We start from the raw sequence: 23945 nt of genomic DNA on the forward strand, positions 1-23945 counted from the left end.
TAAAATCTATTTAAAAGCTGTTACAATTAATAGTGCCAAACTAGTGAGTACACTACCAATACTGACCCATTCCCCAGTAGTCATATTCTTCGTTTCAGGCTTTTCAGGAACAACTATCTGTGAATCAGGAACTACATTTGGATATGATCTAAAAAACAAAAAAGATTTAGTTACATCTGCTTTACCATTAGGATAAATAATATATGCTTTTTTCTTCCAACCTTTACTATCAACGCCGCCAACAGCATTGATATAATATTTAAAACCTTTACCTCTTCTATAAGGTATTTCAGAAGTAAGTAAAACATTTCCAGTTACTTTAACTCCTTCATTATAAACAGCAACTTCAATTTCGTCACCTGGAAACAAAGTCACATTAGAGTAATGATTTTTATCTTTTACAATTTTCTCCCAATTAATAGGTATTGTTGAAAATTTTAAATCTTCTTCCAATTTTTTAGCTAGTTTTTCATTTAATGTGTCAGTTTTTGACAAATTTAAATCTACACTTTTAATTTTATCTATCTGATCCTGTTTAATAGGTCTTTTAATCTTCATACCTTCCAAATTAGCAACAGAAGTTAGTCCGCCTGCGCGCATTACGACATTGTATACATTTTCTTTTTTATTTTCCAACACATATTTGCCAGGATAGGCTACTGCCCCTTTGATTATAACCATTTGTGGTTTTTCATAAACTGCGATTCTACGGATATTAACGACATCAAAGGGCTTCAGAAGAAAATTTTTTGCTTGTTCATTATTATCTGAAGTTATTTCAAATTGTACTAATTCGATACGCTTTGGGTTAGAATCATCAATTACATCAGACTTTACCATTCTGGCAATTTCCACACGTTTTGATGCCGAACCAGTAAGACCTCCAACCTGGACAATCAAATCATTTAATGTTAGATTTTCAAAATAGTCATAGACTCCTGGATTTTTTACCTCTCCATCTATTGTAACTTTATATTCTTCTCTAAAATCTAAAATTGAATAAACTGTAACGATATCTTCTCGTTTTAATTCAACATCAGCATTCAAGTCTCCCGTTAATGCTGCATTTAAGTCAACGTTTACAATTTCTGTAGTCAAATCTGTTTTTAATCGAATAATTCTTGCTCTTTTACTATAAGCATCTTCTTTCAAGCCTTCTGCTCTTGTTATAAGATCTGAAACACGCATTCCTTCTTGATATGAATAGTAATCAGGTCTGAAAACTGCTCCTTCAATTTTAATACGATTTTCGAATCGATTTAAAATTCTAGTAATTCTAAAAACATCTCCAGATTGAGGCTGATAAGAATTGTATTCACTTTCATTTATGTCATGAACCTTAAATTCTTTTCCAGTTTTTTGTATAACATTTACTGAAGCAGTATATGCAAATTCATTAAAACCCGATGCAAAATTAAGAAGATCAGAAAAATTCTCTCCTTTCTTCATTTCAAAAATCCCTGGACGTTTTACCTGTCCTTCAACTACTACCCTTTGATTATAAGCTGGAATTCGTATAACATCATTTTCCCTTAAACCAACATTATCAGATTGATCTCCCTTTACTAGAAATCTATAAATATCAATATTTTTAAAAACTTTATTATTTCTAATCAATTCAATATTTCTGTAACTACCATTTTTTCCAGGACCACCGGCTAAATGCAATGCATTAAAAACAGTTGCTAGAGAAGAGATCGAATAGTTACCTGGTTGTTTCCCCCCGATCACCGTTATTTTAATAGTCCTAATTTTACTCAAACTAATACTAACTTGAGACTGACCAGAACTTACTGTACTATAAACTCTTGCAATCGCCGCTTTAATTTTTTGTGTAGCTGCTTCTATAGTCATTCCAGATACAGAAATTTGCCCTACATACTGGATAGAAATTTTCCCCTCAACACTAACAGGTATGCTCGCATTAAATTCCTGCACACCATACACGCTAACTTGTAATTCATCTCCAGGTCCTAACAAATAATTAACAGGAGTAGCAATTTTTAAATCTGGTTCAAAATTTAAAGTTGGATTATCAAAAAGTTCGGAACCAAAAATAATTGCATTCGCAGTGTCTTTAACCTTGTCATTGGTAATTTGATTTTGTTTTCTTCCGTCTGTCTGACTTTCTATTATTTTAGGTTTATCGTTTCCTGTCGCATTTTTTACTGCGTATTCGTTAAGCCTAACTTTTAATTTATTATATTCGGTTTGGCTCATTCCTTTTGAAAGTGCCATTGGCTCAACCTGCTCAATTGTTGTATTATTACTTTTAAGCTGTGAGCTAATTTTGGCTAAATCGTCCTCAGATAGATAATCGACCTTTACCGTACTTAAATCCTTAGATTTTAGTATATCTTGTGCTTTTATAGAGTAAGAAAACAAAAATGTAAAAAACAGAACAAGAACGTATGTTATTTTTTTCATGACGATTTAATTTGATCTAAAAAAAAATGCTTTTTTAAAATTATTGTTTTTATGAATATTGTTTTTTATAATAATCCTTATATGAGCCTGATGTCACATTTTGCAACCATTCTTCATTTTCAAGATACCAATTTATTGTTTTTTCCAAACCTTCTTCGAAAGTTACTGACGGCTTCCAACCAAGTTCCTTGTTTATTTTTGATGCGTCAATTGCATAGCGCAAGTCATGACCAGGTCTGTCTTTTACATAAGTAATCAAATCTTGAGAAGTTCCTTCAGATCTACCAAGCTTTTGATCCATAATTTTACATAATAGCTTTACTAAATCAATATTCTTCCATTCATTAAAACCTCCAATATTATAAGTTTCATGATTTTTCCCTTCATGAAAAACCAAATCTATGGCTATTGCATGATCTTCAACAAAAAGCCAGTCGCGAGTATAATTACCATCTCCATAAACAGGCAGTGATTTATTATTGATAATATTATTAATAAATAAAGGGATTAATTTCTCTGGAAAGTGATATGATCCATAATTGTTTGAACAGTTAGTTAAGACATATGGCAAACCGTAAGTTTCTCCATAAGCTCTCACAAAATGATCTGAACTTGCTTTTGAGGCCGAATAAGGTGAATTTGGATCGTATGCAGTACTTTCAGTAAAAAGACCTTCAGCGCCTAATGAGCCATAAACTTCGTCCGTACTTATATGATAAAATCTTTTTCCTTCAAAATTCCCCTTCCATAGATTTTTCGCAGCATTCAATAAATTCATTGTTCCAATAACATTTGTTTTTACAAATGCTAATGGATCTTCAATAGATCGATCAACATGTGACTCTGCAGCTAAATGTAAAACTCCATCGAAATTATATTCTGAGAAAAGTTGATTTATAAATTGTTCATCTACAATATCTCCTTTTACAAATTTATAATTGGGTTTATCTTGTATATCTTTTATATTTTCAAGATTTCCAGCATAAGTCAGAGCATCTAAATTAAAAATTTGATACTCTGGATACTTGTTAACAAAACGTCTTACTACATGAGAACCAATAAAACCAGCTCCGCCAGTTATAAGAATTTTTTTCATTTTTTTACTTCTGTTAATTTAATAAAGATGAATTTTGTTTTTCTAATTCATTATAGATGTCTTTTACATCCTGCGAATTTTCTTTTTGCAATATTAAATTTGCTGAATCAGTATGTACAAATATTGTATTTTTTAATCCTAAAAATCTCGTAGGACTTTCACACCCTATAACCATATTCCCATTCGAATCAATTGGATGCCCTTTCGTAACTAAATAATCATATACGGATTCAAAAGAACCTAAATCAGACCAAGAAAATGAAGCTGGGACGACTTTAATTTTTTTACTTCGTTCCATTACTGCATAGTCAATACTTATTGACGGGATTTCTAATGATGTATCTAAATCTAAGAAACCTTCTTTATTTGCTTCCCAAACTGCTTTTGATTTTTCGTAAACGTCTGGTTGAAACTGTTTCAATTCATCCAAAAGAACCCCTGCTTTGAAACAAAACATACCACTGTTCCACAAAAAATTTCCTCTTGAAATAAACTCTTTTGCAGTAGTTTCATTTGGTTTTTCACGAAATGAAATTACTTTATCGCCTTTGGATTCAATATATCCATATCCTGTCTCTGGTTTAGTAGGTATGATTCCGAATGTTACAATAAAACCTTCTTTGGCTTTTGAAATGGCTTCTTGAATAGCAATATTATAATCCTCCATCTTATCAATAATGTGATCAGAAGGTGTAACAATTAAGACATCATTGGGGTCACTTGCAAAAGCTGCAAATGCAATAGCGGCCGCAGTATTTCTAGGAGTTGCCTCAACAATATTTGTATATAAAGTATCTGTTTTGCTCATCACCTTGCCACTTAAATGATGATTATCTACATTACCCACTACCATTACCTTATCTGCTAAATGACTATTACGCTCAACGGTCATTTCAAACAATGATTTATTTTCAAAAATTTCTAAATATTGTTTCGGTTGACTTTTTCGAGAAAGAGGCCACAACCTGCTGCCTACACCACCAGTTAAAATTACATGTATAATTGAATTATTATTTTCCATTTTCTTTAAATTAAAGTAAGAAGTTTAAAAACATTAAAGCCTGTTATCTGCTTTTGTGCCTAAAACTCCTTTTACATCATATAACAAACTATTGTCTTTTTGCAATTCAGAAAAATCCAATTCTAAAAACTCAGCATGTGCCACTCCCAAAACAATAGCATCAAACTTTTCTGTAGGCAAAGAATCTATAGTTTCTAATTTATATTCTTTTTCGACCTCTGGACTATTAGCCAATGGATCAAATATTGTAACTACTATTCCGTATTCCGTTAACGATTTTACAACGTCAACTATTTTAGTATTTCTAACATCCGGGCAATTTTCCTTAAAAGTAATACCTAGCATAAGAAGACTTGCACCATTAACAGAGATTCCCTTTTTGATCATCAACTTCACAATTTGCGAAGCAACATATTCTCCCATACTATCATTTAAACGTCTACCTGCTAATATTATTTCAGGATGATATCCAAATTCTTGTGCTCTTTGGGCCAAATAGTAAGGATCAACACCGATGCAATGTCCACCGACTAAACCAGGTTTAAATGGTAAAAAATTCCATTTTGTAGCAGCGGCTGCAAGTACTTCCTGTGTATCGATATTCATTAAGTTAAATATCTTTGCCAGTTCATTTACAAAAGCAATATTTATATCTCTTTGGGAATTTTCAATAACTTTAGCAGCTTCAGCGACTTTTATAGTTGGGGCCAAATAGGTTCCCGCAGTTATAACAGATTTGTATAAAGCATCAACTTTTAAACCGATCTCTGGAGTTGAACCCGAAGTCACCTTAAGGATTTTCTCAACGGTATGCTCTTTATCTCCCGGATTTATTCTTTCAGGTGAATATCCCGCAAAAAAATCAACATTAAATTTTAATCCTGAATTCTTTTCTAAAACTGGAACACATTGTTCTTCTGTTACGCCTGGATATACAGTAGATTCATAAATAACAATATCTCCTTTTTTCAATACTTTCGCAACCGATTCGCTTGATTTATATAAAGGTGTTAAATCTGGTCTATTATTTTTGTCGACTGGCGTTGGTACAGTAATGATATAATAATTGCAATTTTCAATATCACTTAATGATGTCGTACAATATAAGCCTTTGTCGTTATTAGTTGATTGTATTAAAACCTTTCCCAGTTCATTATCTTCAACTTCTAAAGTTGTGTCAGTTCCGGATTTTAAAGAATTAACTCTTGATTCGTTTATATCAAAACCAACAACTAAGTATTTTGTAGCAAATAATCGAGCCAAAGGTAATCCTACATACCCCAATCCAATAACTGCAATTTTCACATTGTTTTCCAACTTTACATTTTTTTTAATTTACACCAATCACTTAAATTCATGGCTTCGCCGTTCTCAGTCACACTTTTCTGACTGAGATACCTAAATTAATCAATTTCGGCAAATATAGCACAATAAGTCTAGTTATTCAATACGGTTTCCCGTATTACATTCAAAACTAATTATTACAAAAAAACAATATCTGCAACGACCTACTAATCAATATGTAATAAATTACCTTATAAAAAAAACAGAAGAAAAAAACTGCATTTTTTCTTCTGCTGATGATTTTTTCACAACAAAATCACTTATATTTTATCTTCAATATACATCCTAAAGACTCAAGCACTAAGATATAATGCGTTTTTGAGACTTCCTGAACAATCGCATTTTGATTACTAAATACACCAGAGTCTAATTTGATTCGATCTCCAACCTGAATAGAAGTTACTGCAATTTCGCTAATATTAGTTGCTTTAAGACTCGCTTGTATTGCATTAATTTCCTCAGTCCGAACAATGGCCGGCTTTCCTAGCCAAAATAGATAACGAATTACTCCTGGGATTTTAAATACCGTATTTCTATCTTTTTCATCAATCTTAATAAATACATACGAATTAAAAAGCGGCACTTCGACTTTTTTTTTACGATCTGACCATTGTTTAATTTGAGTTATTAAGGGGCAATAACATTCAAACCCAGCCTGATTTAATTTTTCTGCTACTTTTTTCTCCCACTTAGGTTTTGTATATAGTACGTACCAATTCATATCATCTTTCTACACTGAGTCAAAACATTCAAATCAGTAATTATATTGTATCACAACCTTTTAATTTATTAAAAAAATTCTCTACCTAAGAACCTATTCCTTTATATATAAACCCTATTGATTCTAATTCTTTAGCATTCAAAATATTTCTACCATCGAAAAGGAATGCTGGCTTATGCATCGAATCATAAATTTTTTTCCAGTCGTAAGTTGTAAACTCATCCCATTCGGTTAGAATTGCAATTGCATGTGCATCTTTGCAAGCTTCGTAAGCATCATCAAATATTGCCAATGCACTACTATTTTCTTCGACTGATCTTGTTTGCAAATAATCAAGATCATTCAACATCTTGTTTCTGGAAACTTTTGGATCATAAACTGATATTTTAGCCTGCTCATTAATTAAATCATCAGCCACATAAATAGCAGCAGATTCCCGCGTATCATTTGTATCTTTTTTGAAAGCCCAGCCTAAGAATGTAATTTTTTTATCTGCAACGGTATTATATAATGTCTGAACAATTTTATTAGAAAACCTTCTTTTTTGATGATCGTTCATTATGATAACCTGCTCCCAATAATCGGCTACTTCATTCAAACCATACGATTTAGCAATATAAACAAGATTTAAAATATCTTTTTGGAAACAAGATCCTCCAAAACCAACCGAAGCTTTTAAAAATTTTGAGCCAATTCTAGTATCCATACCGATTGCCCTTGCAACTTCATTAACATCAGCCCCTGTCTTCTCACATAATTCCGACATGGCATTTATTGAAGAAATTCGCTGTGCCAGAAATGCGTTTGCCGTCAATTTCGACAATTCTGATGACCAGACATTAGTCGTTAAAATTTTAGTTTTATCAACCCAATTGGCATATACATCAACCAAAGCTTCTATAGCAACTTGTCCCTCTGGCGTAGTGTCTCCACCAATTAAAATTCGATCCGGATTTAACAAATCTGTCACCGCAGTACCTTCAGCTAAAAATTCTGGATTTGACAAAATCTGAAACTGAACTCCATTACCCGTATTATCCAAAATGCTTTTTATTGCTTCAGCAGTACGAACTGGCAAAGTCGATTTTTCAACAACAATTTTATTTTGCTTCGCTACTTTTGCAATTTGTCTGGCGCATAATTCAATATATTTTAAATCAGCTGCCATACCTTTTCCCTTACCGTAAGTTTTCGTAGGAGTATTAACAGATATAAAAATAACCTGTGCTTCATCAATAGCCTTTTCGACTTCTGTCGAAAAGAATAAATTACGACCTCTGGCTTCAGCAACTATTTCTGATAATCCAGGCTCATAAATTGGAATATTTTCTGTATTTGGATCATTCCAGTCTTTAATTCTTTGTTCATTCAAATCGACAACTGTGACCTGAATATGCGGACATTTTTGAGCAATTACTGCCATAGTTGGACCTCCAACATAACCTGCACCAATGCAACAAATCTTCGTAATTTCCATTTACTTTTTTATTTTCTTACTCTTTTACTTACTTCAAATTATTCCAATACCAATTTACAGCTTCTTTTAATCCTTTCTGCAAGGAATATTTCGGAGCGTAACCAAGTATCTTTTGAGCTTTCTCAATACTTGCTAAGGAATGAGGAATGTCTCCCGCTCTGTTTTCACCATGAACAATTTCTACATCTGCAATTTTCGGATCATATTCAGACAAGTATTCTTTTAAATACTTAACCAAATCATTCAATGTATTTCGATCACCAAATGCCGTATTATAAACTGTATTTACAGCTTCTGCATTTTGACATTTCATTGCCAGTTCATTCATTTGAATCACATTATCAATATAGGTAAAGTCCCGAGAGTAATTTCCGTCACCATTAATAACAGGACTCTCATACTTCATTAATTGCATAACGAATTTTGGAATGACAGCAGCATAAGCCCCATTAGGATCTTGTTTTCTTCCAAATACATTGAAGTAACGCAATCCGATGGTTTCTAATCCGTATGTTCTACTGAAAATTTCAGCATATAGCTCATTTACATATTTTGTTATAGCATAAGGCGATAATGGTTTCCCAATTACATCTTCAACTTTTGGCAATCCTTCAGAATCTCCATATGTTGAAGAACTTGCTGCATAAATAAAACGCTTCACTTTTGCATCTCGCGCTGCTACAAGCATATTTAAAAACCCCGAAACATTTACATCGTTTGTCGTTATTGGATCGTTAATCGATCTGGGTACTGATCCCAAAGCTGCCTGATGTAAAACGTAATCAACTCCTTCAACGGCTAATTTACAATCGGCTATATTTCTAATATCTCCTTCTATTAACCTAAAATCCGGATTTTTCAAAGACTCTTTCAGATTGTTTCGATGCCCTGTTGAGAAATTATCCAAACAAATAATTTTATGACCTAAACTTAAAAAATACTCACATAAATTCGAACCAATAAATCCAGCACCTCCGGTAATCAAAATCGTATTTTGTGTCGATGTTTCCATTTTAGTTTATTTTTTATTGAGTCTTTTAGAAATAGTTTTAAAAAAACCTGTTTTTTCATACTGCTCATGATATCCATTAGAATAATCTCCATATCCGTATCCATAACCATACGCAGATCCATACTTCGCTTTATTCTCAAAACCATTCAAAACAATACTCGCATTATTTAATTCTCCTCTTTTGATTCTGGTATTCAATAACGTTATCATATCTTTTTTCGTATAGTTTTGTCTAACTATATACAAAGTAACATCAGCAAATTGTGCCAACTCTAAAGCATCAGCAACTAAACCTACCGGAGGTGTATCTAGTATGATATAATCATAATTTTTCTTCAACTCATCGATCAATTCCTTCATTGTATCACTCAAAATCAACTCTGAAGGATTTGGCGGAATTGGACCTGAAAGAATCACATCCAAATTTGGAACTTGCGTTTTATTTACAATTTCTGACAAACTATTCTGTCTTATCAAATAATTGACAACACCTAACTGATTAGTTAAATTAAACTCATCAGCCAATCTCGGTTTTCTTAAATCCAGACCAACAATTACCGTTTTCTTTTCGCTTAGCGCAAAAACTGTTGCAATATTAATCGAACAAAATGTTTTTCCTTCTCCACTTATAGAAGAAGTTATCATTAAAGTTTTTGTTCCACTAACCTGCTGTTTTTTATACAAAAATTGCAAAGATGAACGAATTCCTCTAAAAGCTTCTGATAAGGCAGATTTCGGTTTGTCAAAAACTGCTAAATTCTTCCCGTCTTTATTTACACCTATAACTCCAATTAATGGTATCTGACTTACTTTACTAATATCATCAGCATTTTGAACAGAATCATTAATGAAGAAAATTGCAAAAACAAACAGTAAAGGAATTAACAATCCGAGAAACAAAGCTAAGATGTAATTTACTGAGGTTTTTGGCCCAATTAGACCTCCACCAATATCTTTTGCAGGATCAATAAAATGGATATCAGATAAATTAGAAGCTTTTACTATTTCTGCTTCATTACGCTTTTGTAGAAATTCGGTATAAATATTATCATTTAAATCGTATTTCCTTTTAATTTTTAATAGTTCTTGTTGCTCTTCCGGAAGCCTCTTCACTGTACTCTCCGCTTCACCTATCTTTGCATTAACCAAAGACAAATCATATAATAAAGATGATTTTGCAGAAGCAATATTCTCAAGAAGAACACTTTTTAAGGCTTGCATCTGACTATCAAAATCTTTGAAAATTTTCTCACTCTTAACCGCATATGCCATCTCAGATCTTTGAGTAGAGAGCGCAATAAGCTTAGAAACACCACTAACGATATTTGGATCTTCAATACCAGCTACAGACGGCGCCGGCAGTCTTGAATAATCGACGCTATTATTTAAGTATGCTTTTAATGAATTGTAATACGTAATTTTTCTGGTAACATTATCCTTTTCAACATCAAAAGCCATTATTTTGTCCGAAACCTTATTTCCGCCTTCAATTTCCAAAATATTCTTGTCTTTTCTGAAGGATTTTAATTCATTTCCAGTTTGCTTTAACTGCGCTTCCATCGCAACTAATGTACTATCTATAAAACTTATAGTATTGTTCGCAAATTGATTTTTTCCGTCAAGCTGAATTTTGATTAGTGTTTTTACTGTTGCATTCAAATACTCCACTAATCTCGCCTTGTTGGTCCCTTGCATTCCCAAAGTCAATATAGAACCACCCTTATCATCAGAATCTACATTAATTGATTTATAACGAGATACTGTTCCGTCAAAATCATTAAAACGAACAAAATATTCATTTCCGGTATACAATCCAGGATTGTCATTAATTTCTAATTTCCAATTCAGAAAAGGCAACGAAACCTGTTGTCCAACTTTAAATCTTTTTACATATTCTGAAGCTTGAACTGCAGTATTGGAATAGGTATTATCAGCATACGTAATTAATGAAGCTGAATTGGTTTCAAATGGAATACGGATTTCATATTCATTTGCATTTATAAATTTAATTTTAATTAAACTATTTGCAAGCTGTCCTTTCGATTTATCTATATCGACATAGAACGGAACGGATCCATAAGAATCAATCAAATTATATTCGCCTTGAGTAAGATAATCGATATAATATTGCAATTTAGACACAACCTGTTCGTTATGAGATCTTGACTGCAATATGGTTGAAATTCCTGTAACCTGATCCGAAATTCCGCCCCAATTAAAAACCAAACTTGTATTAGAAGTAAAAAAGGGATTACTTTCCTCTTTAATAGAAATGACGTTTTGCATTCCGTAAATTTTCTCTTTACGAATGTTTACCTGATAGGCGATTGTAAATGCAATGATTAAACTAACTAAAAACCATTTCCAATAACTGGCAATTTTCAGCAAAAAACCTTTAAAATCAAAATTGGAATGATTTTCAAAAATGGAAAAATCTTTAATATCTAACATCTTTCTAGTTTAGGTTAATTTTTGATAATTAGATACACTGTTGTTGCCAAAGACAATAAAGTTATAATTGTTCCAATCGATTGAATTCCGGTTTGTCCGGTTCCCCATGTTTTTTGCCTTAATGGCTTAACATAAATGTAATCGTTTGGTTGCAAATAGTAGTAAGGTGACTTCATCACATTTACATCAGTAAGATCGAGGTCGTTCATTTGTACTCCAGTGGGAGATTGACGAATTACAGTAACCGCTTTTCTATTTCCGACTGTCGTAATATCTCCCGCATTTGCAATTGCCTCCATAATATTTACGTGTTCCTGATACAAGGTTTTTGTCCCTGTACTTCCTACCTCACCATTAATGGTATATTTAAATCCGGCCAGTTTTACTGTAACAAAAATATTTGCCTCCGATTTAAAGTATTCTTCAAGTAATTTTTTTTCTATTGTAGTTCGAATTTCCTCTAGTGTATAACCAATAACGTTTAATTCCCCTAAAATTGGCATTCTAATATTTCCATGATCATCTACTGTAAATCCGTCAAAATATAGACCTGTTTCTGATTTTGCCGTAGAAGAAACACCTTCAGTTTTATTAAATATTGAAACTAATTTAGGGTCAATTGCTTTTATATTAACACTTAAAACATCATTAACCTGAACTCTGTAAGGCTTCGATTCAACTGCTGCTACGGTACTTTGCTCTCCCGAAGGACTCTTATCTTGCAAGTACACCAGATCTTTAATTGGAATACAAGACACAAAAAGCGAGCTAACTAATAGTAAAATATAAAAACTCTTTCTCGTCATTATTTAAATTTTATCAGCAAATATAACTTTTAGTTTCACGTTTAGAAAATCTTTGCTTTATTTGGTTTTTGGTTAATTATTTTTGAATGTTTTTTCAAATGGAACCCTATGAAGGATACTTCTTCCTAGTGTAATTTCATCTGCATATTCTAATTCATCTCCCACTGATATACCGCGTGCGATTGTAGAAATTACAATTTCAGTTTCCGCAATTTGTTTATAAATATAGAAATTTGTTGTATCACCTTCCATAGTAGAGCTAAGAGCAAAAATAATCTCTGTGACTTTGCCTGATTTTACCTTTTCAACCAAAGTAGAAATATTTAATTGACTTGGCCCAACACCTTCAATAGGAGAAATTTTTCCTCCGAGAACATGATAAATTCCCTTATATTGACCGGTATTTTCAATCGCCATAACATCCCTAATATCTTCAACTACACAAATTACCTCATGATTTCGTCCATAATTTGCACATATTTCGCAGACTTTAGTATCTGAAATGTTATGACAGTTTTCACAAAATTTAATATCCTCACGCATATTCAATAATGCCTGAGACAAAAAAGCAGTTTGTTCTTTTGGCTGTTTTAGCAAATGAAGAACCAATCTCAAAGCTGTTCGCTTACCAATTCCTGGCAACTGCGACATTTCATTGACTGCTTTTTCTATTAATTTTGATGAAAATTCCATGACGACAAAAGTAACATTTTTAATGGTTTAGTAACCCTCAGAATGACTAAAATCAGTATTTATTCAAAAGAAGTTTCGATATTAAAAACTCACTATACTTAAATTCTTAATATTGATTTGTTGCCAATAAAACTAATGTACAAGCAACTTCAACCTTAATATCATTCAATTCTAACAACTGATACAATTCCGGATTTTCTGTTCCTGGATTAAAAATTACCCTTTTAGGTTGGGCTTCAATAATATAATTATAATAATCTCTCTGACGTGAAGGATTAAGATACAGTGTTACTGTATCAATATTTTTAACCGGAATAGCTTTGGTATGAATTTTAACTCCTGCAACTTCTCCTGCATTTTGACCAATTGCTAAAACGGTATGACCTTTTTGAGTCAACATATTTATAGCTCTAAATGCATAACGGTCTGGTTTTGTAGTTGCACCCAGTAACAAAGTTTTTTTGTTTTTCATCATCTTAAAATATTGCACAAAAGTAATCAAAAAGGATGATGTACGTTTATCTTATTAACTCAGATGTTGACTTAAAAAAAACAACATCATTGTATTAATTTGCTCACAGATATTAAATTTTGACTATTTTTACTTTACTAACCACTATTACATGGATTTATTTATTTATCTATTTGCAGCACTTTTTTCAGTATTAAACCCAATTGGAACCGTTCCTATTTTTGTCGGATTAACACAACACGATTCTCAAAAAGAACGTTCCCGAATTTCACTCTGGACCGCAATTAATGTTTTTATTATCCTAATTGTTTCCTTTTTTATCGGTCAATATGTTTTAACCTTTTTTGGAATCAGTATCGACGCACTGAGAATTGCTGGTGGAATTGTAATTGTAAATTCAGGATTTTCATTGCTATCAGGAAAAATCAACAAAAAAAGAGGAATCAATAAAAAAGTAGAAACTGACGCACAGCAAAGAAATGACATCGCATTAACCCCACTAGCAATCCCAATGTTGGCGGGACCAGGTTCCATTTCATTATTAATAGCGTTTTATCAGGAACATAATGGAATACAAGAAATAATAATTTCATGTCTAGCAATTTTAGCCATTGGAGTTGCTATTTACGCTATACTAAAAAGCGCGCATTATCTTGCCCGAATACTAGGCGCCTCCGGAATTGTTGCTATTTCGCGAATTGTTGGCTTTATAGTAATCTCCATCGGAATTCAATATATTGTAAGCTCTATTATTAATATCATTAAAGGAAATTTTTAATGTAGTTTAAATTTTCCAAAATAAAAATGGGATAAAACTTAATGCTTTATCCCATTTTTTTATTTTCTAATGATTGATTTTTTAATTTCTAGGCAAAAACACTTCCGCCATCATGCATCTTGCACTTCCACCGCCACACGCTTCAATAGTATCTAAACTTGAACTTAAAATTTCACCATGCTTTTCTAATTGTTCGATTTGTTTAGGAGTCAGACTCTGGTATGCTGAGGCACTCATTACAATATATCTTTTGTCATTTGCTCCTCTAACTTCCAACATATTTCCAGCAAAATTATTTACCTGCGCCTCCGTGATTAAGATCACTTCTTTTTTGTCAGCTTTCAGATTTTCAAGAACCATCTTACGTTCTTTTTTATCATCAATACAATCAGCACAAATTACTGCAAAAGTTTCACCTAAACACATCATAACATTCGTATGATAAATTAGTTTACGTTCCCCATCTACTGTTTGAAAAGCTTCAAAAATTACGGGAGCAAAATCAAAATCTTCGCAAAACTCAATAAAAAGTTCCTCATCAGCACGTGGAGACAAAGCACAATATGCTTTTCCGTTTGCACGATCCAAAAGTAAGCTTCCTGTACCTTCTAAGAAATACCCATCTTCTTCAGCCGAAGTATAATCTACTATATTAGCAATATCGAAACCTTTTTCTTCCAGAGTATCCAAAATATCTTCACGACGTTCCTGACGACGGTTTTCAGCAAACATAGGATAAAGAGCCACATCTCCATTTTCATGAAACGAAATCCAATTATTCGGAAATATACTATCTGGCGTATCCGTATCTAAATTATCATCAATTACCGTTACATCTACTCCAACCGCTCTTAGTTTTTCAACAAAATCATCAAATTCCTGCTGTGCTTTAGCATTTACGGTACTTGGCAATAATCCGTCCAATACTTTTTGATAATAATTATTTACAGCTGTCTGCTCATTCATCCTAAAAGCGACTGGCCGAATCATTACGATTGCATCTGTTGTTTGTTTCATTTTTTATATTTTTTTTGTTTCAGGCTTCAGGTTTTAAGTCTTCACAAAACGTGAAACTTGAAATTAAACTTGAAAACAATTATTTAGTCTCTAATTAAAGGCAATGTTGAACATCTAAGCAATCCTTCCTGCTTTGCGATTTCAGCATAAGGAATCTCTTCTACTGTAAAACCATTTGCACGAAGCCAATTGTTTAGACGGGTAAAATTTTTCTCAGAAACAACTACATTCTCATCAATTGAAAACACGTTTGAGAACATGTTGTACATTTCGTTTCTTTCTATGTGAAATAAATTTTCTTTTCCGAAAAGCTTCACTAAATATCTATAATCAGCTTCTTCACGGAAACCTCTTTTATAAATTATCCCTTTATCTTTTCCAACAGGCTGAAAACAACAATCCAAATGAAGTGCATTATCACGAGCTTCCAATTTGGATTTTACCAAATCAAATTCTTTAACAGTTTTATTTGGAAACAACTCTTTTATGTAGTTCACACCTTCCATATTGGTTCGTGCTGTGATGTAATCTTTATAATCACTTCCTTTATAAGTTCCTATAAAAATATGATCATTCCAAAGCATTACATCGCCACCTTCAATATGAACTTCCTCAGGTGGTCGCACTACTTTTAAAGGATCTATCTGATCAATTACATATTGAATCGCATCAAGCTCACGTTCGCGATCGGGCAATATATTTGACTTTACAAATGTATCATCAATTACAAAACCAATATCTCTTGCAAAAATCTGATTGTAGTTTTCGATCATCTCCGGGCGATAAACTTTAACATCATATTTTTGAAAAACAGCATTAAAAGCTTCCATTTCAGCAACCATATCTTTCTCTATCGGATATGTACCTGCTTTTATATGTTCCAGTGATTTTGGATCGTAAGCCTCCTCTAAAGTAGGAGTTGGCCCATTATGAACCGCAGAACCCAAAACTACTGCACGCAGCCTTGATGTTTCGTTCTTTATATTTAATTGCAACATAACTCTCTTATATTTTGAGCAAAGATAAAAAAAGCTTCACAGTTAAGTGAAGCCTTTATTTTTTTTATTTATTAGACTTAAAGTCTCTTAATGGATGCCCAGTATAAATTTGCCTTGGTCTTCCGATTGGCTCTTTATTTTCACGCATTTCTTTCCATTGTGCAATCCAACCTGGTAATCTTCCGATAGCAAACATTACAGTAAACATATCAGTAGGAATTCCTAGTGCTCTGTAGATAATTCCAGAATAGAAATCAACGTTTGGATACAAGTTTCTTGATTTGAAGTACTCGTCTTCAAGAGCAGCAGTTTCAAGTTTTCTTGCGATATCTAAAATTGGATCTTCGACACCTAGAGTTTCAAGAACTTCTTTTGCCGCTTTTTTAATGATTTTTGCTCTTGGATCAAAGTTTTTATATACTCTGTGACCAAATCCCATTAAACGGAAAGGATCATTTTTATCTTTTGCTTTCGCCAAAAATTTATCAGTATCTCCTCCATCATTGTTTATTTCTTCCAACATTTCAAGCACTGCCTGATTGGCACCACCATGAAGAGGTCCCCAAAGAGCAGAAACTCCTGCAGAAACTGAAGCAAACAAACCTGCATGAGATGAACCTACCATTCTCACTGTAGAAGTAGAACAGTTTTGCTCGTGATCTGCATGAAGAATAAATAATTTATCTAAAGCATTAACAATAACTGGATTTGCAGAATATGGACCAGTAGGCAATTTAAACATCAATTGCATAAAGCTTTCTACATAACCTTTTGTATTATCGTAATAATTCAACGGGTAACCCATAGATTTTCTGTAAGTCCATGTAGCAATTACAAGAAACTTAGCCATCGTTTTACAAATAGCCTCATACATTTCTTTTTCATTATCTACGTTAACAGCTTTAGGATTAAATGCTGTTAAAGCACTTGTTAAAGCAGATAACACACCCATTGGATGAGCTGTTTTTGGGAAACCATCAATGATATTTTTCATTTCTTCGTTTACCAAAGAATGTTTTTTAATACCGTTTTCAAATTGCTCTAATTCTGCAGCTGTAGGCAATTCTCCGAAGATCAAAAGATATGAAACTTCTAAGAAACTTGCTTTTTCAGCCAAATCCTCGATTGAGTATCCTCTGTAACGTAAAATTCCAAGTTCTCCATCAAGGAAAGTGATTTCACTTGTACAAGATCCAGAATTTTTATATCCAGGGTCAATTGTTATAAAGCCAGTTAAATCACGTAATTTGTTAATATCGATAGCAGATTCATTTTCGCTTCCTGTGATAACCGGAAGTTCAATCTTCTTACCATCTACTTCTAATGTAGCTATTTTTGACATAATATAATCGGAAATAATTCTATAAAATAATAATTTATCAAATCTAAGGAATTTAAGACTAACTAAAAAAAGAATCCTGCTATGAATTTGTTAAAACTCCAAAAAAAAACCATTCGTAAAAACGAATGGTTTCTTTTCAATATATAACTCTTACAATTATTTAATCTTAAAAGCATTTAAGCCTGGGAAATAAGCAGTACTACCTAATTCCTCTTCGATTCTCAACAATTGGTTGTATTTTGCCATACGATCTGAACGAGAAGCCGAACCAGTTTTGATTTGACCACAGTTTAATGCTACAGCTAAATCAGCAATAGTATTATCTTCTGTTTCTCCAGAACGGTGAGACATTACAGATGTATAACCAGCGTTTTTCGCCATATTTACAGCAGCAATAGTTTCAGTTAAAGTTCCAATCTGGTTTACTTTTACTAAAATTGAATTAGCAATACCTTTTTCGATACCAGTTGACAAACGCTCAACATTAGTAACAAACAAATCATCACCTACTAATTGTACTTTATTTCCAATTTTTTCAGTTAAGTATTTCCATCCATTCCAGTCATCTTCGTACATACCGTCTTCGATAGAAATAATTGGATATTTAGAAGCAAGTTCAGCTAAATAATCTGCTTGCTCTTCAGAAGTTCTGATTTTTCCAGTTTCACCTTCAAATTTAGTATAATCGTATTTACCGTTTACATAAAATTCTGAAGCTGCACAGTCAAGAGCGATCATAATTTCGTCACCGAAAGTATATCCTGCTTTTTCAACCGCTAATTTGATAGTATCTAAAGCGTCTTCAGTACCACCAGCTAAGTTTGGAGCAAAACCTCCTTCGTCACCAACAGCAGTACTTAGACCTCTGTCATGTAATACTTTTTTCAAACTGTGGAAAATTTCAGTTCCCATTTGCATAGCATGTGTAAAAGAAGTTGCTTTTACAGGGAAAATCATAAACTCTTGAAATGCAATAGGCGCATCTGAGTGAGAACCACCATTGATGATGTTCATCATTGGAACAGGTAATGTATTAGCAGAAACACCTCCAACATATCTGTATAATGGCAATCCTAATTCATTAGCAGCAGCTTTTGCAGCAGCCAAAGAAACACCTAAAATTGCATTAGCTCCTAATTTTGATTTATTTGGAGTTCCATCTAAATCAATCATTAATTGGTCAATTGTGTTTTGTTCGAAAACAGAAGTTCCAACTAACTCTTCAGCAATAACGGTATTTACATTATTCACCGCATTCAAAACACCTTTACCTAGATAAGCTTTACCTCCATCACGTAATTCAACAGCTTCGTGCTCTCCAGTTGATGCTCCAGATGGAACAGCAGCTCTACCTAAAACCCCATTTTCAGTTACTACATCAACTTCAATAGTTGGGTTTCCTCTAGAATCAAGAATTTGTCTTGCGTGAACTTTAATTATAATACTCATTATTTTTGTTTTTTATTAATAAATTATATTTTTTTTTCGAAATTATAAAAATATTTAATAGTAAAAAGGTATTTTAATCATTCTACACCTTTATTTATTAACTACATCGTTTTAGCGGTAGCCAATTTTATATTCTCAACAAACTGATCAAATAAATATGATGAATCATGAGGTCCCGGACTAGCTTCAGGATGATATTGTACTGAAAAACAATTCTTATTTTTCATTCTCATACCAGCCACAGTTTCATCATTTAAATGCAAATGTGTAATTTCTAAATCAGGATGATTATCTAACTGCTCTTTGTTTACGGCAAAACCGTGATTCTGAGAAGTAATTTCTCCTTTACCAGTAATCAAATTCTTTACCGGATGGTTGATACCGCGATGTCCATTAAACATTTTATAAGTCTGAACTCCATTTGCCAAAGCAATTACTTGATGCCCTAGACAGATTCCGAACAAAGGCTTATCCTCAGCAAGAATTTTCTTTGCCACTTCGATTGCTCCAAATAAAGGATCTGGATCTCCAGGCCCATTTGACAAGAAGAATCCATCTGGAGTAAACGAATTTAAATCCTCATAAGTTGAATTGTATGGAAAAACTTTAATGTAGCAATCTCTTTTAGCCAGATTTCTTAAAATATTCTTTTTAATTCCAAGGTCAAGTGCAGAAATTTTATAAGTCGCATTTTCGTCTCCAACGAAATACGGCTCCGTTGTAGATACTTTAGAGGCAAGCTCTAAACCTTCCATATTTGGAACATTTGCTAATTCTTTTTTCAAATCCTCAATTGAAGTACCATCTGTACAAATAACAGCATTCATTGCTCCATTGTCACGAATGTAACTTACAAGAGCTCTTGTATCAACATCAGAAATACAAATTAAATTTTGCTTAGCAAAATAATCTTCTAAACTTCCAGAAGCACCTTCTCTTGAATAATTAAAGCTAAAGTTTTTACAAACCAAACCTGCAATTTTAATGCTATCTGATTCAACTTCTAAATCATTAACACCGTAATTACCAATATGCGGATTAGTCGCAACCATAATTTGTCCAAAATAAGAAGGGTCTGTAAAAATCTCCTGATATCCGGTCATTCCTGTATTAAAACAAACCTCACCAAAAGTTTTACCGCTGATACCGATAGATTTACCATGAAAAATAGTTCCATCACTTAGTAATAAAATGGCGCTTTGTCGTGTTGTGTATTTCATTGTTTAATTTGTATTGTTATAATCGTATACTGAATTTTGAAACGCTCAGTTGTAATTAGATATTTTGCAAATTTACTTCTTTAAAAGAGTGCTGACAAGATTTTTTAAAAAATTCATTCATAAAAATAAAACCAGGCCTTTTAAAAAAGTTAAATTTTGCTGTTTTAAAAAAAATCAAAAAAAAAGGATAAACTAAAAATTAGCTTATCCTTGATTTCTATAGAATCATTACTTTCATAATTATTCAGAAGCTTCAGTAGTCGTTTCTGATTCAGCAGCAGGAGCTTCAGGAGTACCTTCAGCTTTTTTAGCTTTACCACCACGACGGCTTTTTGCTTTTTTAACTTCTTTTTTACCTCCATTGTAAAGTTCATTGAAATCTACAAGTTCGATCATCGCCATATCAGCGTTATCTCCCAAACGATTTCCAACTTTAATGATACGAGTGTATCCACCTGGACGGTCACCAACTTTAGCAGCTACATCTCTGAACAAGTCAGTTACAGCATATTTGCTACGTAAGTAAGCAAAAACAATACGACGGTTGTGAGTCGTATCTTCTTTTGATTTTGTGATTAAAGGCTCAACAAATTGTTTAAGCGCTTTAGCCTTAGCAACAGTAGTGTTAATACGTTTGTGCTCAATAAGAGAACAAGCCAAATTAGCCAACATAGCTTTTCTATGTCCAGTCTGTCTGCTTAAGTGGTTGAATTTTTTTCCGTGTCTCATGACGTGTTTTTTTTATCTTCATCTTGCTACAATCCACTATGGAGAGCAAAATATGAAGTAAATTATTCTTTATCTAATTTGTATTTAGCTAAATCCATTCCGAAAGTTAAATTCTTCACTGCAACAAGTTCGTCAAGTTCAGTTAAAGATTTTTTACCAAAATTACGGAATTTCATTAGGTCATTTTTATTGAACGATACTAAATCACCAAGTGTATCAACTTCAGCCGCTTTCAAGCAATTTAATGCTCTCACAGATAAATCCATATCAACAAGCTTAGTTTTAAGCAATTGTCTCATATGCAATGACTCTTCATCATACGATTCTGTTTGTGCAATTTCGTCAGCCTCAAGTGTAATTCTTTCGTCAGAAAACAACATGAAATGGTGAATTAAAACTTTAGCAGCTTCAGTAAGAGCATCTTTTGGATTAATAGATCCATCAGTTTTGATTTCAAAAACTAATTTTTCGTAATCTGTTTTTTGCTCTACACGGAAGTTTTCGATTGCATATTTTACATTTTTTACCGGAGTAAAAATAGAATCTGTAAAAATCGTTCCAATTGCAGCATTCTGTTTTTTGTTCTCTTCAGCAGGCACGTATCCTCTACCTTTTTCGATTGTTAAATCGAAGTTCAATTTGATTTTTGAATCTAAATTACAGATTACAAGGTCTGGATTCAGAACTTGGAAACCTGAAATAAATTTTTGAAAATCACCTGCTGTTAATTGATCTTTACCAGAAACAGAAATTGTAACTGCTTCATTATCGATATCTTCTATTTGACGTTTGAAACGTACTTGTTTCAGATTAAGGATAATTTCGGTAACATCTTCAACAACACCTGAAATAGTAGAAAACTCATGATCTACACCTTCGATACGAACAGATGTAATTGCATAACCTTCTAATGCTGAAAGCAAAACTCTTCTAAGTGCATTACCAACTGTCAATCCATAACCAGGTTCTAAAGGTCTAAATTCAAATTTACCTTCAAAATCGGTTGAATCGATCATGATAACTTTATCGGGCTTTTGAAAATTAAATATTGCCATAAATTTCGACTAAGTCAATTATTATTTGTTGTACAACTCTACGATTAATTGTTCTTTAATGTTTTCAGGAATTTGAAGTCTCGCAGGTACAGAAACGAAAGTTCCTTCTTTAAGATCATTATTCCAAGTAATCCATTCATAAACATGACTTGAATTTGATAAAGAACGTTCGATAGCTTCTAAAGATTTAGATTTTTCACGAACTGCAACTTTATCACCAGGCTTAAGGTGGTAAGAAGGAATATTTACAACCTCTCCATTAACAGTAATGTGTCTGTGAGAAACGATTTGACGCGCACCTCTTCTAGATGGAGCAATTCCCATTCTAAAAACAACATTATCTAATCTTGCTTCGCATAATTGTAATAAAACTTCACCAGTAACTCCTTTAGTAGCTGATGCTTTTTCGAATAAATTTCTGAATTGTTTTTCTAAAATTCCGTAAGAATATTTAGCTTTTTGCTTTTCCATTAACTGAACAGCGTACTCAGATTTTTTCCCTCTTTTTTTAGCCATCCCGTGTTGTCCAGGTGGGTAATTTCTTTTTTCGAAAGACTTATCATCTCCGAAGATTGCTTCGCCGAATTTACGAGCGATTCTTGTGCTAGGACCAGTATATCTTGCCATTTTAAATTGTTTAAGATAGAGATTATGAATTCAGGTCTTATCCTTCGATAATCTATATTCTATCTAGGTTATACTATAATAAATTTTGAGTATTAAACTCTACGTCTTTTTGGAGGACGACATCCGTTGTGTGGCATTGGAGTAACATCGATAATCTCAGTAACTTCAATTCCACCGTTATGAATAGAACGGATAGCAGACTCACGTCCGTTACCTGGTCCTTTTACATAAACTTTTACTTTTTTAAGTCCTGCCTCAAGAGCTACTTTGCTGCAATCCTCTGCTGCCATCTGAGCTGCATACGGAGTGTTCTTTTTAGAACCTCTGAAACCCATTTTACCAGCTGAAGACCAAGCAATAACTTCACCTTTCTTATTTGTCAAAGAAATGATAATATTGTTGAAAGTCGAAGAAATATGAGCTTCACCCGTTGATTCAACGATAACTTTACGTTTTTTTGCAGTTGCTTTAGCCATATTACCTATTATTTAGTTGCTTTTTTCTTGTTAGCAACAGTTTTTCTTTTACCTTTTCTTGTTCTAGAGTTGTTTTTAGTTCTTTGTCCTCTTAAAGGAAGACCAGATCTATGACGGATACCTCTGTAACAACCAATATCCATTAAACGTTTGATGTTCAAAGAAATTTCTGAACGTAATTCCCCTTCAATTTTGTAAAATGAAACTGCATCACGAATTGCTCCGATCTCGTCATCATTCCAATCTTGAACTTTTTTATCTTGGCTAACTTGAGCTTTATCTAAAATCTCAATAGCTCTACTTCTTCCTAATCCGAAGATATAGGTAAGTGCGATAACACCTCTTTTGTTTTTTGGGATATCTACCCCTGCTATTCTTGCCATAATTATCCTTGTCTTTGTTTAAATCTAGGATTCTTTTTGTTTATTACGTACAGTCTCCCTTTTCTACGCACGATAATGCACTCGGCACTTCTCTTTTTTACTGATGCTCTAACTTTCATAGTAATTATCCTTTAATATCGATAAGTAATTCTTGCTTTTGACAAATCATAAGGACTCATTTCTAGTTTCACTTTATCACCAGGTAATAATTTGATGTAATGCATACGCATTTTTCCAGAAATATGAGCAATTACAATATGTCCATTTTCTAACTCTACACGGAACATCGCATTTGACAATGCTTCAATGATTGATCCGTCTTGTTCTATTGCTGATTGTTTTGCCATAAAT

General features: G+C 32.9%; 24 protein-coding genes. 1 reads left to right on the forward strand and 23 read right to left on the reverse strand.

Annotated elements, in window-relative coordinates; all coding sequences use genetic code 11:
* Positions 1-6 precede the first annotated feature (6 nt).
* From BD847_RS19005 to BD847_RS19055, 11 genes are all read right to left on the reverse strand, one after another.
* Positions 7-2427: an SLBB domain-containing protein gene (locus BD847_RS19005; protein WP_115889844.1), complete on the reverse strand. Its 2421-nt coding sequence runs from the start codon at positions 2425-2427 to the stop codon at positions 7-9.
* Positions 2428-2476: 49 nt separating this feature from the next.
* Positions 2477-3523, reverse strand: a complete 1047-nt coding sequence (gene rfbB / locus BD847_RS19010; RefSeq protein WP_115889845.1) for a dTDP-glucose 4,6-dehydratase — start codon at positions 3521-3523, stop codon at positions 2477-2479.
* A 13-nt stretch (positions 3524-3536) separates the two neighbouring features.
* On the reverse strand, positions 3537-4544 hold the full coding sequence (locus BD847_RS19015) for a mannose-1-phosphate guanylyltransferase (RefSeq protein WP_115889846.1): 1008 nt from the start codon (positions 4542-4544) through the stop codon (positions 3537-3539).
* Between the two features lie 33 nt (positions 4545-4577).
* Entirely contained in the window at positions 4578-5861 is a 1284-nt protein-coding gene (locus BD847_RS19020) for a nucleotide sugar dehydrogenase (protein ID WP_167443892.1), read from the reverse strand.
* A 283-nt stretch (positions 5862-6144) separates the two neighbouring features.
* The gene (locus BD847_RS19025; RefSeq protein ID WP_115889847.1) at positions 6145-6609 is read right to left on the reverse strand and encodes a UpxY family transcription antiterminator; all 465 of its coding nucleotides are present in this window, start codon (positions 6607-6609) and stop codon (positions 6145-6147) included.
* Positions 6610-6694: 85 nt separating this feature from the next.
* Positions 6695-8086, reverse strand: a complete 1392-nt coding sequence (locus BD847_RS19030; protein ID WP_115889848.1) for a UDP-glucose 6-dehydrogenase — start codon at positions 8084-8086, stop codon at positions 6695-6697.
* 28 nt (positions 8087-8114) lie between these two features.
* Positions 8115-9098, reverse strand: coding sequence for an SDR family oxidoreductase (locus BD847_RS19035; protein WP_115889849.1), 984 nt, complete (start codon positions 9096-9098; stop codon positions 8115-8117).
* A gap of 6 nt (positions 9099-9104) precedes the next feature.
* Positions 9105-11549, reverse strand: coding sequence for a polysaccharide biosynthesis tyrosine autokinase (locus tag BD847_RS19040; RefSeq protein WP_115889850.1), 2445 nt, complete (start codon positions 11547-11549; stop codon positions 9105-9107).
* A 14-nt stretch (positions 11550-11563) separates the two neighbouring features.
* Complete coding sequence (locus BD847_RS19045; protein WP_115889851.1) at positions 11564-12355, reverse strand: polysaccharide biosynthesis/export family protein; 792 nt, start codon at positions 12353-12355, stop codon at positions 11564-11566.
* Positions 12356-12427: 72 nt separating this feature from the next.
* Positions 12428-13048, reverse strand: a complete 621-nt coding sequence (gene recR / locus BD847_RS19050) for a recombination mediator RecR (RefSeq protein WP_115889852.1) — start codon at positions 13046-13048, stop codon at positions 12428-12430.
* 106 nt (positions 13049-13154) lie between these two features.
* The gene (locus BD847_RS19055; protein ID WP_115889853.1) at positions 13155-13520 is read right to left on the reverse strand and encodes a CoA-binding protein; all 366 of its coding nucleotides are present in this window, start codon (positions 13518-13520) and stop codon (positions 13155-13157) included.
* Positions 13521-13671: 151 nt separating this feature from the next.
* On the opposite strand from BD847_RS19055, the gene BD847_RS19060 reads away from it, so the two are divergent.
* Positions 13672-14298, forward strand: a complete 627-nt coding sequence (locus BD847_RS19060) for a MarC family NAAT transporter (protein WP_115889854.1) — start codon at positions 13672-13674, stop codon at positions 14296-14298.
* A gap of 81 nt (positions 14299-14379) precedes the next feature.
* Here the strand turns inward: BD847_RS19060 and ctlX are convergent, their stop codons facing one another.
* The 12 genes from ctlX to infA form a co-directional block, all read right to left on the reverse strand.
* On the reverse strand, positions 14380-15315 hold the full coding sequence (ctlX, locus tag BD847_RS19065; RefSeq protein WP_115889855.1) for a citrulline utilization hydrolase CtlX: 936 nt from the start codon (positions 15313-15315) through the stop codon (positions 14380-14382).
* A gap of 83 nt (positions 15316-15398) precedes the next feature.
* The gene (locus BD847_RS19070; RefSeq protein WP_115889856.1) at positions 15399-16313 is read right to left on the reverse strand and encodes a dimethylarginine dimethylaminohydrolase family protein; all 915 of its coding nucleotides are present in this window, start codon (positions 16311-16313) and stop codon (positions 15399-15401) included.
* Positions 16314-16377: 64 nt separating this feature from the next.
* Entirely contained in the window at positions 16378-17655 is a 1278-nt protein-coding gene (locus BD847_RS19075) for a citrate synthase (RefSeq protein ID WP_115889857.1), read from the reverse strand.
* 156 nt (positions 17656-17811) lie between these two features.
* Positions 17812-19104 carry a phosphopyruvate hydratase gene (gene eno, locus BD847_RS19080; protein ID WP_115889858.1) on the reverse strand — a complete coding sequence of 431 codons (1293 nt, stop codon included), beginning with the start codon at positions 19102-19104 and terminating at the stop codon, positions 17812-17814.
* A 101-nt stretch (positions 19105-19205) separates the two neighbouring features.
* Positions 19206-20324 (reverse strand): glutamine-hydrolyzing carbamoyl-phosphate synthase small subunit, encoded by a 1119-nt coding sequence (gene carA / locus BD847_RS19085; RefSeq protein ID WP_115889859.1) that lies wholly within the window; start codon positions 20322-20324, stop codon positions 19206-19208.
* Between the two features lie 240 nt (positions 20325-20564).
* Positions 20565-21053: a 50S ribosomal protein L17 gene (rplQ, locus tag BD847_RS19090; RefSeq protein WP_115889860.1), complete on the reverse strand. Its 489-nt coding sequence runs from the start codon at positions 21051-21053 to the stop codon at positions 20565-20567.
* Positions 21054-21115: 62 nt separating this feature from the next.
* Complete coding sequence (locus BD847_RS19095; protein WP_026109818.1) at positions 21116-22108, reverse strand: DNA-directed RNA polymerase subunit alpha; 993 nt, start codon at positions 22106-22108, stop codon at positions 21116-21118.
* A gap of 21 nt (positions 22109-22129) precedes the next feature.
* The gene (gene rpsD, locus BD847_RS19100) at positions 22130-22735 is read right to left on the reverse strand and encodes a 30S ribosomal protein S4 (protein WP_029272055.1); all 606 of its coding nucleotides are present in this window, start codon (positions 22733-22735) and stop codon (positions 22130-22132) included.
* Positions 22736-22827: 92 nt separating this feature from the next.
* The gene (gene rpsK, locus BD847_RS19105; protein ID WP_012022477.1) at positions 22828-23211 is read right to left on the reverse strand and encodes a 30S ribosomal protein S11; all 384 of its coding nucleotides are present in this window, start codon (positions 23209-23211) and stop codon (positions 22828-22830) included.
* An 8-nt stretch (positions 23212-23219) separates the two neighbouring features.
* Positions 23220-23594, reverse strand: a complete 375-nt coding sequence (rpsM, locus tag BD847_RS19110; RefSeq protein ID WP_115889861.1) for a 30S ribosomal protein S13 — start codon at positions 23592-23594, stop codon at positions 23220-23222.
* 2 nt (positions 23595-23596) lie between these two features.
* Positions 23597-23713, reverse strand: a complete 117-nt coding sequence (gene ykgO / locus BD847_RS19115; protein ID WP_002987490.1) for a type B 50S ribosomal protein L36 — start codon at positions 23711-23713, stop codon at positions 23597-23599.
* A gap of 12 nt (positions 23714-23725) precedes the next feature.
* Positions 23726-23941, reverse strand: a complete 216-nt coding sequence (gene infA, locus BD847_RS19120) for a translation initiation factor IF-1 (RefSeq protein ID WP_007136545.1) — start codon at positions 23939-23941, stop codon at positions 23726-23728.
* Between the last annotated feature and the right edge of the window lie 4 nt (positions 23942-23945).

Source organism: Flavobacterium cutihirudinis, from assembly GCF_003385895.1.
GTDB classification, from domain to species: domain Bacteria; phylum Bacteroidota; class Bacteroidia; order Flavobacteriales; family Flavobacteriaceae; genus Flavobacterium; species Flavobacterium cutihirudinis.